Source organism: Pantoea agglomerans NBRC 102470, assembly GCF_001598475.1.
Lineage (GTDB): Bacteria > Pseudomonadota > Gammaproteobacteria > Enterobacterales > Enterobacteriaceae > Pantoea > Pantoea agglomerans.
Map to the genome: position 1 here is coordinate 1 of NZ_BCZA01000014.1, position 13,825 is coordinate 13,825.

The 13,825-nt window shown below is 56.1% G+C and carries 11 protein-coding genes; 7 read left to right on the forward strand and 4 right to left on the reverse strand.

What is annotated here, in order from left to right:
- Positions 1–1,034: 1,034 nt before the first annotated feature.
- The 4 genes from hemY to hemC are packed head-to-tail and all read right to left on the reverse strand — an operon-like array spanning position 1,035 to position 5,059.
- A complete protein-coding gene (gene hemY / locus PAG01S_RS20265) occupies positions 1,035–2,231 on the reverse strand; it encodes a protoheme IX biogenesis protein HemY (RefSeq protein ID WP_062759639.1) in 1,197 nt (398 codons plus the stop codon).
- A gap of 2 nt (positions 2,232–2,233) precedes the next feature.
- Entirely contained in the window at positions 2,234–3,367 is a 1,134-nt protein-coding gene (hemX, locus tag PAG01S_RS20270; protein ID WP_010257336.1) for a uroporphyrinogen-III C-methyltransferase, read from the reverse strand.
- A gap of 25 nt (positions 3,368–3,392) precedes the next feature.
- Positions 3,393–4,121: a uroporphyrinogen-III synthase gene (hemD, locus tag PAG01S_RS20275; protein ID WP_033767572.1), complete on the reverse strand. Its 729-nt coding sequence runs from the start codon at positions 4,119–4,121 to the stop codon at positions 3,393–3,395.
- Complete coding sequence (gene hemC, locus PAG01S_RS20280) at positions 4,118–5,059, reverse strand: hydroxymethylbilane synthase (protein WP_031292611.1); 942 nt, start codon at positions 5,057–5,059, stop codon at positions 4,118–4,120. The genes hemD and hemC overlap by 4 nt, the downstream gene beginning before the upstream one ends.
- Before the next feature lie 315 nt (positions 5,060–5,374).
- Here hemC and PAG01S_RS20285 point away from each other — a divergent pair, with 315 nt between their 5' ends.
- The 7 genes from PAG01S_RS20285 to uvrD all read left to right on the forward strand — a co-directional run bounded on the left by PAG01S_RS20285 (position 5,375) and on the right by uvrD (position 13,768).
- Complete coding sequence (locus PAG01S_RS20285) at positions 5,375–7,933, forward strand: class I adenylate cyclase (protein ID WP_010257330.1); 2,559 nt, start codon at positions 5,375–5,377, stop codon at positions 7,931–7,933.
- A gap of 147 nt (positions 7,934–8,080) precedes the next feature.
- Positions 8,081–8,281 (forward strand): LPS translocon maturation chaperone LptM, encoded by a 201-nt coding sequence (gene lptM / locus PAG01S_RS20290; protein ID WP_010257328.1) that lies wholly within the window; start codon positions 8,081–8,083, stop codon positions 8,279–8,281.
- Positions 8,282–8,309: 28 nt separating this feature from the next.
- The gene (gene dapF, locus PAG01S_RS20295; RefSeq protein ID WP_010257326.1) at positions 8,310–9,134 is read left to right on the forward strand and encodes a diaminopimelate epimerase; all 825 of its coding nucleotides are present in this window, start codon (positions 8,310–8,312) and stop codon (positions 9,132–9,134) included.
- Entirely contained in the window at positions 9,131–9,835 is a 705-nt protein-coding gene (locus PAG01S_RS20300) for a DUF484 domain-containing protein (RefSeq protein ID WP_062759640.1), read from the forward strand. The genes dapF and PAG01S_RS20300 overlap by 4 nt, the downstream gene beginning before the upstream one ends.
- On the forward strand, positions 9,832–10,737 hold the full coding sequence (gene xerC / locus PAG01S_RS20305) for a tyrosine recombinase XerC (RefSeq protein WP_033780856.1): 906 nt from the start codon (positions 9,832–9,834) through the stop codon (positions 10,735–10,737). The genes PAG01S_RS20300 and xerC overlap by 4 nt, the downstream gene beginning before the upstream one ends.
- Complete coding sequence (gene yigB, locus PAG01S_RS20310; protein ID WP_022624864.1) at positions 10,734–11,450, forward strand: 5-amino-6-(5-phospho-D-ribitylamino)uracil phosphatase YigB; 717 nt, start codon at positions 10,734–10,736, stop codon at positions 11,448–11,450. The genes xerC and yigB overlap by 4 nt, the downstream gene beginning before the upstream one ends.
- Before the next feature lie 155 nt (positions 11,451–11,605).
- Positions 11,606–13,768 (forward strand): DNA helicase II, encoded by a 2,163-nt coding sequence (uvrD, locus tag PAG01S_RS20315; protein ID WP_010257313.1) that lies wholly within the window; start codon positions 11,606–11,608, stop codon positions 13,766–13,768.
- Positions 13,769–13,825 lie beyond the last annotated feature (57 nt).

The following is a 13,825-nucleotide window of genomic DNA, read 5'->3' on the forward strand; positions in this document are numbered from 1 at the left end:
AGGTGGGTACAGCTAAATAAGTTTGCTGTAAATCCGAGCCTGCGAAGGGAACATGGTCAGATCGGAAAGTCGCTTAAGCCATCCATGGCCGCTCGGCCCACGCCGTCCCTGGCGTGGGACGCTTTCCTCTTCTGACCATGCTCCCTGCGCGTTGAGCTTATGCGCTGTGGTCAGATGCATCCGGGTTTAGATCTGTCATTTGTCTGAAGCGTCCTTGTAAGTATCAGATGCGTCTGCCATACGTGAAGCGAAGGGAGCATACGCCTGTAGCAAAGCATCGCGCCGCCCGGATAAAAACGCCGGGAGCGTTTTTGAACAACGCAAAGCGTTGGCCCGACTACGGGCGCACCTCAGGGATGAGGTGCGTAATCGCCCGCGCTGAGGATGGCGTCTTTTGACGTCTTTGCGAAAGGCGTATGCTCCCTGAAGCCCGCACAGCAGTGAGAGCGGGCTGCTTGTTAGCTAATCCTTTGATGCCAGCTCACCCTTGATTTCGCCAGTTTTCAGATAAAGTTGCTTAAACAGGAGCAACAGCGTCGTGAATTGCCGACAAATAAGTCATTGTTATTGTTGATTTCACAGAGAGATTTGCCTTGCTGTCTCCATTCAGAGACAGAGAAAATGCCAGCTGTCGCTGGATACCGACATTTCCCGACAGGCCTGTTGAATGAAGCTTTGAGCTAATTCTTTAACATGCTGATTTATTGTGATTTTAAAAATAATCATAAACCTGGCATGGCTTGTGCAATACTTCTGCTGTAGATGCTCATTCCACCTCTTATGTCTGCTGATGCTACATAAACCTGGGAATGATGCAGAGCCAATTTTAGGTACCTGTTGTCTGCCTGCCTGTATCGCGAAAGCCTTACAGGGTTAACAGACACCACGTTGAGTCAGGTACCTCCCGGTTGTCTTACCGACCTGATCTTACACCTGCCACTGGCAGGTGTTTTTTTTGCCTGCGAAAGCGTGCTGGCAGATTGCGGGCACAAAAAAGCCGGGCAAGCCCGGCTTTATCAGGTATGAAAAGAGGATCAGGCGTTGGGATTGTTCTTCAAGGTGAGCAACAACCCTTCACGACGCATCTTCGCCGCTTCTTCCGGGCGACGCAGACGATCATAAACATCCGCCAGCCATGCATAATCAAACGCGTCAGGACGCTGTGCCAGCGCCTGCTGCAGTGCCTCAGCAGCCTGCTGCCATTCACCATGACGCATCAGCAACTGCCCCAGCGTACTGTGCAGCAGCGGTGTTGCGCCGTGTTGTTTGATTTGCTGGCGCAATACTTTCTCCAGCGCTTCCGGATTACCGCTTTTGATGCGAGGCATCAGCAGTACCAGACGATCGTCATAATGACGCTTGATGCCCTCCAGCACGATCGATTGCGCGGTGTCGTGATCGTTGCATTCAATCAAATGATCCGCCATGGCCACCTGCAGCGTCGTTTCCTGACGGGTTTTGCGGCTCAGATCGTTCCACCAGCGCTTCAGCCCATCGCTGCCCTGGTCGGCCATCGCCTGATTCATCAGACCCAGCCAGGCCTGCTGCTGTAATGCATCACGATGCAGCTCATCGCCGACCTGCGCCTTCTGCATGGCGGGCAGAATATCCAGCAATGCACTCCAGGCACCAGTACGGACATACGCCTGTTCGGCCAGGCGCAGCACTTCAGGATGACGCGGTGCCACTTCCAGCAGACGGTCAATGCTATGACGCGCAGCATGATCTTCGTTACGTGCCAGCTGAATACGTGCGCGGGCAATTTCTACCGGAATAGTGTTGCTCTCCGACAGCTCTGCAGCACGTTCAAGATGCTGATTAGCACGGATTTCATCACCACGCTGTTGCGCAGCTTCTGCTGCCAGCAGGTAGTTCGCCACCGGCACATCAGCGTGATCGGCATCTTTAGAAAGCAGTTTTTCCACCTGACGGTGATCGCCTTCTGCCAGCTTCATCAGCGCCGACTGAGTATGACGCTGGGCGCGACGGCGTTTACGTCCGGTAAACCAGCCACGGGTACGCGCGCCGGTGTGCAGCACGCGGCGCAGCAGCCATTCCACGGCCAGAATCACCAGCAGGCTGAGGATGAGGATAATGACCAGGCCGGTGACGCTGGTTTCGATATTCCAGTTATTGGTCTGAATCAGCACGTAACCCTGATGACCGGCAATCATCGGTCCCAGCACCACGCCAGCAATCAGCAGGATAAAGAGGATAAATACCTTAAGCATGCTTAGCCTCCCTGCTGATTAGCAGCGGCAGAAGGTTGCGCTAACAGGTTCCGGACGCGGGTCTGCATCAGCTGTTCCAGCAACGGCTGACTTTCCAGGTTATCCGGCAGATCCATATTGATGTTCTGCTGGCTCAGCTCATCCAGCTGGGCAAGGAAGGCTTTGGTAGCGGCATCATTGGTGTCGTACCAGGCGCGAACCCACGCGGACACGGTGTCGATAGATTGTTTATAAATCTCATCCTGATGACGCGGTACCGCCTGAGCAGCAATCAGCAGACGCGAGCGGATATTCTCACGCAGGTAAACATCCTGATTAGGTGCCAGCAGCGGCTGGGCGGTGTTATCGCGGCGGCGGATGGTAATAAAATCATCCATAAAGTTATGCCAGCTTTTCACCAGATTCTGACGCCATTCGCGCACGGAACCTGACAGTTCACCGCCATCGCTGTCCATCGGCGCATCATCGCTGTCATTATCGGCCAGACGCAGATTATCAACGTTGTTCGACAACTGGTTCAGTTTGAGGATCACGCCGTCATAATCGACCTGCGTAACCGAAGAGAGGTTACTGATATCCTGGGTCAGCGCACGACGCACATTCATGACGCTGGGATCGTTCATGTCGGCCAGGCTGGCATCGGCGCTTTTCAGCAGAGCAGCGGCGGTGGTGACATCCTGGTCGCTCCAGAGTTTGCGGCCAGCCAGTTTCACCAGATAGTCCGCCTGTGCCAGCAACCAGCTGCGCACGTCGTTGCCAGAAATCACGGCCACTTTTTCACGCAGGGTTTCCAGCTCTTTTGCTGACGCGTTCTGCTGTGTCTGGGCTGTCTGCAACGCGGTTTCAGCGCCGCTCAGTTGCTGAGTCAGCTGCTGTTTGTCGCTGCTGGCCTGCTGTTGCAACGCGCTTAATTGTTCGCTCAGCTTCTGATTGGTTTGTGCCTGTAAATCAGCCTGATGTTTCCCGTTAAGGTATAAACCCGCACCAATCGCCAGCGCAATCACAATCGCAACTGCACCCAGCACCATGCCACCATTTTTCGCATTACGCGGTGGTGTGCTGTTGCTGGAAGGAGAGCGGTCGACCGCTGGGGTGGTTTCTTCAACCATGGCGGAGGAGTCTTTTTGTTCCGTCATATGTGGCACATCCCATTGTTAAAGTTCAGCGTAACGCGCGCAGCAGCGCATCGTTATCGGCACCATCGGCTACCTGAATATCCTGCCAACCCAATCCTGCGGCCAGGGTAGCCAAACGTTCACTGACGACAACCAGTCGGCAGTTGAGCAGCCATTCCTCGCGATCAACTGCGGGGAACAGCGAAAAAAGCTGTTGTAACATTTCACCGCTGGTCACCACCAGCACGGAGACACCGCGATCGCGCCAGCGGCGTCCTTCAACGGGTCCATCATAATACTTCTGGCAGCGCTGATAACAGGCTGCAAACGACACCTCAGCACCTCGCCGGGTTAGCGTCTGAGCCAGCAACTCGCGTCCGGGATCGCCACGCAGGATCAGCGCACGTTTACCCGCAACCTGCTGAAGGGTATTCAGCCGGATCAATTCTTCACTGGTTTCATGCGCATGAGGCCAGGTCACCTGCTGTCCGCTGGCGGTATGAAACGCCAGTGCGGTGCTGCGACCAATTGCATAATAGTCCAGCTCAGCGGGCCATGCTGTGACGGTGTGTTGTGCGTAATGTATAACCTGCTGAGAAAGGATAAAAACCAGGTCGCCAGGGCGAAGTGCGGCGAGCTTTTGTGGCAGAGAGGTGAGATCAGCGCCCGGCGCAAATTCGATCAGCGGCAGGCTCCACGCCTGTTTGCCAAGGGCATGCAGGCGTGACACCAGCTCTGCCGCTGCGGGTTCCGGGCGCGTCACCAGAATGGTCATGCCGGCGGCTGCCCCTGGTAAACTTCCTGCAGGATTTCACGCGCGCCGCCATTCAGCAGTTCATCGGCCAGTGAAATACCCATCTGTTCAGCCTGAGCGCGGGGACCACGGCGTTCGCCGCTGACCATGACCCGGCCATCCGGTGCGCCGACCATGCCGCGCAGCCAGAGGTCATCGCCTTCCAGCACCGCGAAACTGCCGATTGGCACCTGGCAGCCACCCTCTAAACGGGTATTCATGGCGCGCTCCGCTCTGACACAGACTTCGGTATCATCGTGATTCAGCGCCTGCAACAGGCCAATTAAGGTGGTGTCGTCCAGACGGCATTCAATGCCGACCGCACCCTGACCCACGGCGGGCAGGGAAACTTCGGCAGGCATCGCCTGACGAATGCGATCTTCCAGTCCCAGGCGTTTCAGCCCGGCGACAGCAAGAATAATCGCGTCATACTCTCCGGCATCAAGCTTGCCGAGGCGGGTGCCGACATTGCCTCGCAGCGAGCGGATAACCAGGTCCGGACGGCGCGCACTAATCTGGCACTGACGGCGCAGGCTGGACGTGCCGACAATGGCACCCTGTGGCAGCGCGTCAATAGAGTCATAATGATGAGAAACGAACGCATCGCGCGGATCATCGCGCTCGCAGATGGTTACCAGGCCCAGACCTTCCGGGAAATTGACCGGCACATCCTTCATCGAGTGCACCGCCATATCGGCACGGCCATCCTGCATCGCCAGCTCAAGCTCTTTGACAAACAGCCCTTTGCCACCCACTTTTGCCAGCGGCGTATCAAGGATGATGTCACCTTTCGTGACCATAGGCACCAGCTCAACGCGCAGTCCCGGATGGGCACTCATGAGTCGTTGCTGTACATAATGTGCCTGCCATAATGCGAGCGGGCTTTGTCTTGTAGCAATTCTGAAAATTTTGTCTAACATGCTGTTAACCATTTTTATCGTTCACTGAATATCCTATCATCTCTGGGTGAAGACTGTCAGTTTCAACGGATTGAAAACGGCCTGCGTGCGGTTTCAGGCCGGTTTATTAAGCCATAACGTGGGAACCAGAGCTGAAAAGGCGGGAAGCTGGTAAGAACGTGCTAAACTGTCAGGTAGCGCAACTTTCTTTACGGTCAATCTGCAGGGTGTTAGATTGATCACGTTTCCAGCAATTATCTGCCCACTTTTTTACTTTATAAGCGGCAGAGTGTGGAAACAGGGTGCTTAAACACTGGGACAATCAGGCGAAACGTCTTGTACCTCTACATTGAGACACTGAAACAGAGACTGGATGCAATCAACCAGCTGCGCGTTGATCGTGCGCTGGCTGCTATGGGACCCGCTTTTCAGCGCGTCTACAGTCTGCTGCCAACCTTATTACATTATCAACATCCGCAGATGCCGGGTTACCTTGAAGGTAGCGTTCCACATGGCATCAGCTTCTTCACGCCTGATGAAAATCAGCGTCAGCTGCTGGCCGATCTCACCGGCGACAGCGATCTGCGTCATGCCGATGCGCCGAAAGGCGAAATGCCGATCACGGCTATCTATTCTATGGGCAGCACCTCATCTGTCGGCCAGAACAGCGTCTCGGATCTCGATATCTGGGTCTGCCATCAATCCTGGCTTGATAATGAAGAGCGTCTGAATCTGCAGCGCAAATGTACGCTGCTGCAGAAGTGGTGCGTTTCAATGGGCGTAGAGGTGAGTTTCTTTCTGATTGATGAGAACCGCTTCCGCCACAACGAAAGCGGCAGTCTGGGCGGTGAAGATTGCGGTTCAACACAACACATTTTACTGCTGGATGAGTTCTACCGTACGGCAGTTCGTATGGCGGGTAAACGCATCCTGTGGAATATGGTGCCGGGCGAAGAAGAGCACAATTACGACGACTACGTAATGTCGCTCTACGCCAAAGGCGTGCTGACCCCTAATGAGTGGCTCGATCTTGGCGGCCTCGGCACGCTGTCGGCGGAAGAGTATTTCGGCGCCAGCCTGTGGCAGCTCTATAAAAGCATCGACTCCCCGTATAAAGCCGTACTGAAAACGCTGCTGCTGGAAGCCTACAGCTGGGAATACCCGAATACGCAGCTACTGGCGATGGATATCAAACAGCGCCTGCATGACGGTGAAATCATCTGCTTCGGGCTTGATCCTTACTGCATGATGCTGGAGCGCGTTACGCACTATCTGACCAGCGTTGACGATCAGCCGCGTCTTGATCTGGTGCGTCGCTGTTTCTACCTCAAAGTGTGTGAAAAGCTCAGCACCGAAGATCATCAGCACCGCACCGGCTGGCGTCGCGAAATTTTATCGCAGCTGGTCAAAGAGTGGGGCTGGAACGAAGAGAAGATTGCCATTCTGGATAATCGCGCTGAGTGGAAAATCGAGCGGGTGCGCGAAGCCCATAATGAATTGCTGGATGCGATGATGCAGAGTTATCGCAATCTGATCCGCTTTGCCCGTCGCAATAACTTAAGCGTCAGCGCCAGCCCGCAGGATATCGGTGTGTTGACCCGTAAACTGTATGCTGCGTTTGAAGCGCTGCCGGGCAAAGTGACGCTGGTGAATCCGCAGATTTCGCCCGATCTCTCCGAACCCAATCTGACCTTTATTCATGTGCCGCCTGGCCGCGCCAACCGTTCCGGCTGGTATCTCTATAACCAGGCGCCGGACATGGATTCGATTATCAGCCATCAGCCGCTGGAATATAACCGTTACCTGAACAAGCTGGTGGCGTGGGCGTGGTTCAATGGACTGCTGACCCGTAAAACCCGGCTGCATATTAAAGGCAATGAGGTTTGCGATCTGGCGCGTCTGCAGGAGCTGGTTAACGATGTTTCCAGCCACTTCCCGCTGCGTCTGCCCTCGCCGACGCCAAAAGCGCTCTATAGTCCATGCGAAATCCGGCACCTTGCGATTATTGTTAACCTTGAACACGATCCGACGGCGGCCTTCCGCAATCAGGTGGTGCACTTCGACTTCCGTAAGCTGGATGTCTTTAGTTTTGGTCAGCAGCAGCAGTGCCTGATTGGCAGCATCGATCTGCTCTATCGCAACTCCTGGAATGAGGTGCGTACGCTGCACTTCAGTGGCGAACAGGCGATGATCGAAGGGCTGAAAACCATTCTCGGCAAGATGCATCAGGATGCTGCACCGCCCGATACGGTGGAAGTGTTCTGCTACAGCCAGCATCTGCGCGGTCTGATTCGGACGCGGGTACAGCAGCTGGTCTCAGAATGCATTGAGCTTCGCCTCTCCAGCACACGTCAGGAGCCGGGTCGCTTTAAAGCGCTGCGTATGGCGGGTGAGACATGGGGCCTGTTCTTTGAACGCATGAGCGTTTCGGTGCAGAAGCTGGAAAACGCGGTTGAGTTTTATGGCGCGATCTCCAACAACAAGCTGCACGGACTGTCGATCAAAGTCGAAACGAATCAGACGCCGCTGCCACCCGTGGTCAACGGTTATGCCAGCGAAGGCATTATTCAGTTCTTCTTTGAAAACACCACCGATGAGCGCGGCTTCAATATCTACATCCTCGATGAGACCAATCGGGTTGAGGTCTATCATCACTGTGAAGGCAGTAAAGAGGAGCTGGTGCGCGATGTCAGCCGGTTCTACTCCTCATCGCACGATCGCTTTACCTATGGTTCGAGCTTTATCAACTTCAACCTGCCGCAGTTCTACCAGATTGTGAACACCGGTGAGCGATTCCAGGTGATTCCGTTCCGTAGCCAGACGCTGACGCAGCTGTGTACCTCGCAGCCTGACAACGACAACAGCGACTATCAGCCACGCTATCAGGTGCACTGATGCTGACGGGCTGCCTGCGCTCTGCAGGTGGCCGCTATCTTCCCGGCTTGTCACCCGCTTCACGCTATTTGCGGGCATTTCCTGTTGCTTTTCCACCTTCAACTGCGATGATAAGCATCCAGGTAAAGGACATGAAGAGCATAAAGAATGAAGAAAGTAATAAGCCTGTTGGCCATGACACTGGCAGTAATCAGCCTTGCAGGTTGTGGTCTGAAAGGACCGCTCTACTTCCCGCCGAAGGATCAGCCGAAGAAACAACAAGCCCCAACCGACCGCCAGAAAGCGGATGCCTCTAAAGCCGATGTCGGCGGGCTGGTTACCGGCAATTCAGGCGTAAAAGCGAACTAATCTGATGGCTTATCCGGCGGAGCAAAAAATGCAGTTCTCCAAAATGCACGGTCTCGGCAACGATTTTATGGTTGTGGATGCGGTGACACAAAACGTCTTCTTTTCGCCGGAATTGATCCGCCGGCTGGCCGATCGTCATCTGGGGATCGGCTTTGATCAACTGCTGATTGTTGAACCGCCATATGATCCCGATCTCGATTTCCACTATCGCATTTTCAACGCTGACGGCAGTGAAGTCGCACAGTGCGGCAACGGTGCGCGCTGCTTTGCCCGCTTTGTTCAGCTGAAAGGGCTGACCAACAAAAGTGACATCCGGGTCAGTACGCAGAATGGCCGCATGGTGTTGACCGTCACGCCTGACGACCAGGTGCGCGTGAACATGGGCGAGCCAAACTTTGAGCCTCAGCAGGTGCCGTTTCGTGCCAACAAAGCCGAAAATCTCTATCTGCTACGTGTGGCCGAACAGACAGTGATGCTGGGTGCGGTGTCGATGGGCAACCCGCACTGCGTTATCCAGGTTGAAAGTGTCAAAACCGCGCAGGTTGAACTGCTGGGCCCGATTCTGGAGAGTCATGAACGCTTCCCGGATCGCGTCAATGTCGGTTTTATGGAGATCATCAATCCCGAACATATCCGCCTGCGCGTTTACGAACGCGGAGCGGGTGAAACGCAGGCGTGCGGCAGCGGCGCCTGTGCTGCCGTTGCCTGTGGCATTCAGCAGGGCATTCTGGCACCCAAAGTGCGTGTCGACCTGCCTGGCGGAACGCTGCACATCACCTGGAAAGGCGCCGGTCAGCCACTCTATATGACCGGGCCTGCGACACACGTCTACGATGGGTTTATTCATCTATGAAAAATATCGAAGAGCAGGCTGACAGTTCGGTTCTGCTGGACGATCAGGCCGTCAGTGATTATCTGCGGCAGAATCCCGATTTCTTTATCCGCAATGCCCGCGCAGTTGAACAGATGGCCGTGCCGCATCCGGTGCGTGGCAGCGTCTCGCTGGTCGAATGGCATATGGCGCGGCAACGCAACCATATTCAGCGGCTGGAAGAAGAGATCACGCTGCTGATGGAGCAGGCCAGCGCTAACCACGAACTGTTTGACCGTCTGCTGTCGCTGGAAAGCCACCTGGCCGCGGCTGACTCGCTGCAGGATATGCTCAACCGTCTGCATCGCTGGGCGCGTGAGCTGGGCCTGGCGGGTGCCAATGTGCGGCTGTTCAGTGATAAATGGCTGCTGGGCGCGCCCTCCGATTTCTTTCAGCTGAGCCTCTCGCGTCAGGCGTTTGAACCGCTGCGTATTCAGCGCTTCGGTAACCAGCATCACTATCTTGGCAACCTTAACGGGCCGGAACTGCTGCTGCTGTTGCCGCAGGCCAAAGCGATCGGGTCGGTTGCCATGTCGCTAATGGGTGAGGAGGGCGATCTCGGCGTGCTGGTGTTCAGCAGTCGTGACAGCCAGCACTATCAATCGGGCATGGGGACACTGCTGTTGCAGCATCTGTCGCAGATGATGCCTGATCTGCTCTCCCGCTGGGTTGAACGCGCATGAGCAGCGCGCTGCAGGAGGCCGTCGACGGATTTCTGCGCTACCTGAAAGTGGAGCGCCAGCTCAGTCCGTTAACCCAGAGCAGCTATGCGCGCCAGCTTGCCGCGCTGGTGGCGATTGCTGATGAGATGAAGCTCAGCAGCTGGGCACAGCTGGAACCGGCACAGGTGCGCAGCATGGCGGCGCGCAGCCGTCGCGCCGGACTGGCCGCCAGCAGCCTCGCGCTGCGGCTCTCCGCCCTGCGCAGTTTTCTCGACTGGCAGGTGAGCCAGGGTTTGCTTTCCGCCAACCCGGCCAAAGGGGTGATGACGCCGCGTAAAGCGCGCCATCTGCCTAAAAACATTGATGTCGATGAAGTAAATCAGCTGCTGGAGATCGACCTTAACGATCCGCTGGCGGTGCGCGACCGGGCGATGCTGGAAGTGATGTATGGCGGCGGTTTGCGTCTCTCTGAACTGGTGAATATGGATTGTCGCCACGTCGATCTCGATTCAGGCGAAGTGTGGGTAGTCGGTAAGGGCAGCAAAGAGCGCCGGATACCGATTGGTCGCACGGCGGTCGCCTGGATCCAGCACTGGCTGCCGCTGCGTGAAACCTTTGGCGGCCAGGATGATGCGCTGTTTCTTTCGACGCGCGGCAACCGCATCTCGCCACGCAACGTGCAGAAACGCTTTGCCGAATGGGGCATCCGACAGGGCGTGGCCAGCCATATCCATCCGCATAAGCTACGACACTCATTTGCCACGCATCTGCTGGAATCCAGTGGTGACCTGCGCGCCGTGCAGGAGTTGCTGGGTCATGCAAACCTGTCGACGACCCAGATCTACACCCATCTTGACTTCCAGCATCTGGCTTCGGTGTATGACGCTGCGCATCCCCGCGCCAAACGAGGAAAGAACGAATGAAGTTTTATCGTCCGCTGTCGGCCATAAAAGCCATGACCTTCGACCTTGATGACACACTCTACGATAACTACCCGGTCATCCGTCGTACCACCCTGGAGTCCCATGCCGCGTTACAGGCTTTTCATCCGGCGCTGCGTGACTTCACGCCGCAGGATTATCAGCAGTTGCGCGATGAGCTGCTGCAGCGCGAACCTGATATCTATCATGATGTTTCGGAGTGGCGACGCCGTTCGGTTGAGCTGGCGATGCTGAATATCGGCCTCTCTGCCGCTGAAGCTACCGCGGGTGCGGCAGAAGTGATGGCGGTCTTCCATCAGTGGCGGAGTCAGGTCGAGATGCCGGATGAGACGCACCAGACGCTGAAAGCCCTGGCGGAGAAAATCCCGCTGGTGGCGGTCACCAACGGCAACGCCTGCCCGGAAAAAATGGGCATTGCCGAATACTTCCGCTTCACACTGCGGGCCGGGCCAGACGGGCGCGCCAAGCCGTGGCAGGATATGTATCAGCTTGCCGCGCAACGCCTTGATATCGCGCCACACCATATTCTGCACGTGGGTGATGACCTGACCACCGACGTGGCGGGCTCACTGCGCTGCGGGCTGCAGGCCTGCTGGATTAACCTGCGGCAGGGTAACCTGATGCATATCCCGGATGCGCGCCTGTTGCCGCATGTCGAAATTTCGCGGTTGGCATCACTCACCTCACTGCTATAATGGCTGTAAATTTATCCAGTCGTCTCCTCTTTTCTGTTTTGCCGCCGTCCCTTATCCGGCGTCTGTGGCGCCGCCTTACTGGCAGCGATAATGCCTTGCGGCAGGCGGAATAATCAGTGTGACGACGGCGTTTTTTTCTTTGGTAATCGGTGCTTATGGACGTTTCTGAACTGCTCGATGGTTTGAATGACAATCAGCGCGCTGCCGTTGCGGCACCGCGCAGTAACCTGCTGGTGCTGGCAGGCGCGGGCAGTGGTAAAACGCGGGTGCTGGTGCATCGCATTGCCTGGCTGATGTCGGTGGAGAACTGCTCGCCCTATTCGATTATGGCGGTGACCTTTACCAACAAAGCGGCAGCGGAGATGCGTCACCGTATCGAGCATCTGATCGGCACCAGTCAGGGCGGAATGTGGATCGGAACCTTCCACGGTCTGGCGCACCGCTTACTGCGCGCCCACCATCTTGACGCCGGTCTGCCACAGGATTTTCAGATCCTCGACAGCGAAGACCAGCTACGTCTGCTCAAGCGCCTGATCAAATCAATGAACCTTGATGACAAACAGTGGCCTGCGCGTCAGGGCATGTGGTACATCAATGGCAAAAAAGATGAAGGCCTGCGGCCAAAGCATATCGAAAGCTACGGCAATCCGATTGAGCAGACCTGGCTGCGCATCTATCAGGCCTATCAGGAAGCCTGTGATCGCGCCGGTTTAGTCGACTTTGCCGAGCTGTTGCTGCGCGCCCATGAATTATGGCTCAACAAGCCACACATTCTTAATCACTACCGCGAACGCTTTACCAACGTGCTGGTGGATGAGTTCCAGGATACCAACAACATTCAATATGCCTGGATTCGGATGCTGGCGGGCGACAGCGGCCGGGTGATCATCGTGGGCGATGATGACCAGTCGATCTACGGCTGGCGCGGCGCACAGGTCGAGAATATTCAGCGCTTTCTGCAGGATTTCCCCGGCGCGGAAACGATCCGTCTGGAGCAGAACTACCGCTCAACCAATAACATCCTGAAAGCCGCCAACGCCCTGATCGCTAACAACAATGGTCGCCTGGGGAAAGAGCTCTGGACCGAAGGAAGCGATGGCGAACCGATCTCGATCTACTGCGCCTTTAATGAGCTGGATGAAGCACGCTTCGTGGTCAACCGCATTAAGGTCTGGATGGAGAACGGCGGCGCGCTCAATGACTGCGCCATTCTCTATCGCAGCAACGCCCAGTCGCGTGTGCTGGAAGAGGCGCTGCTGCAAAGCAGCATGCCGTACCGTATTTATGGCGGCATGCGCTTCTTCGAACGTCAGGAGATCAAAGATGCGCTCTCCTATCTGCGTCTGATGGCGAACCGCAATGACGACGCGGCATTTGAACGCGTGGTGAATACCCCGACGCGCGGCGTGGGCGATCGCACGCTCGACGTGGTGCGTCAGACGGCCCGTGAACGTCAGATGACGCTGTGGCAGGCAACGCGTGAACTGCTGCAAAGCCGTGCGCTGGCTGGCCGGGCCGCGTCTGCGCTGCAACGCTTCTGTGAACTGGTTGATTCACTGGCAACCGAAACCGCCGAGTTACCGCTGCATGTTCAGACCGACCGGGTCATCAAAGACTCTGGCCTGTGGCTGATGTATGAGCAGGAAAAAGGTGAGAAGGGCCAGGCGCGTATCGAAAACCTTGAGGAGCTGGTGACCGCTACGCGGCAGTTCAGCTATCAGGATGAAGATGAAGATCTGATGCCACTGCAGGCTTTTTTATCCCACGCCGCGCTGGAAGCGGGCGAAGGCCAGGCAGATAAATGGCAGGATGCGGTTCAGCTGATGACGCTCCACTCGGCAAAAGGGCTGGAGTTCAGCCAGGTGTTTATCGTCGGCATGGAAGAGGGCATGTTCCCGAGCCAGATGTCACTGGATGAAGGTGGCCGGCTGGAGGAGGAACGTCGTCTGGCTTATGTCGGCGTGACCCGTGCGATGCTCAAGCTGACGCTGACCTACGCCGAAACCCGCCGACTCTATGGTAAGGAAGTGTATCACCGGCCGTCCCGTTTTATCGGCGAACTGCCCGAAGCGTGCATAGAAGAAGTGCGTCTGCGCGCCAGCGTCAGCCGTCCGGTAAACCATCAGCGGATGGGTGCCCCGGTGACCAAAAATGACAGTGGATTCGCGCTGGGTCAGCGTGTTCATCACGCAAAATTTGGCGAAGGCACCATCATTAATCTGGAAGGCAGCGGCGAGCATAGCCGTCTTCAGGTGGCATTTCAGGGGCAGGGAATCAAGTGGCTGGTGGCGGCTTACGCGAAGCTTGAAACGCTTTAGCGTGCGGTTGACGGCTTTTTCGTCTCAGCGTAACATGCGCCCACTATTATCATGAGA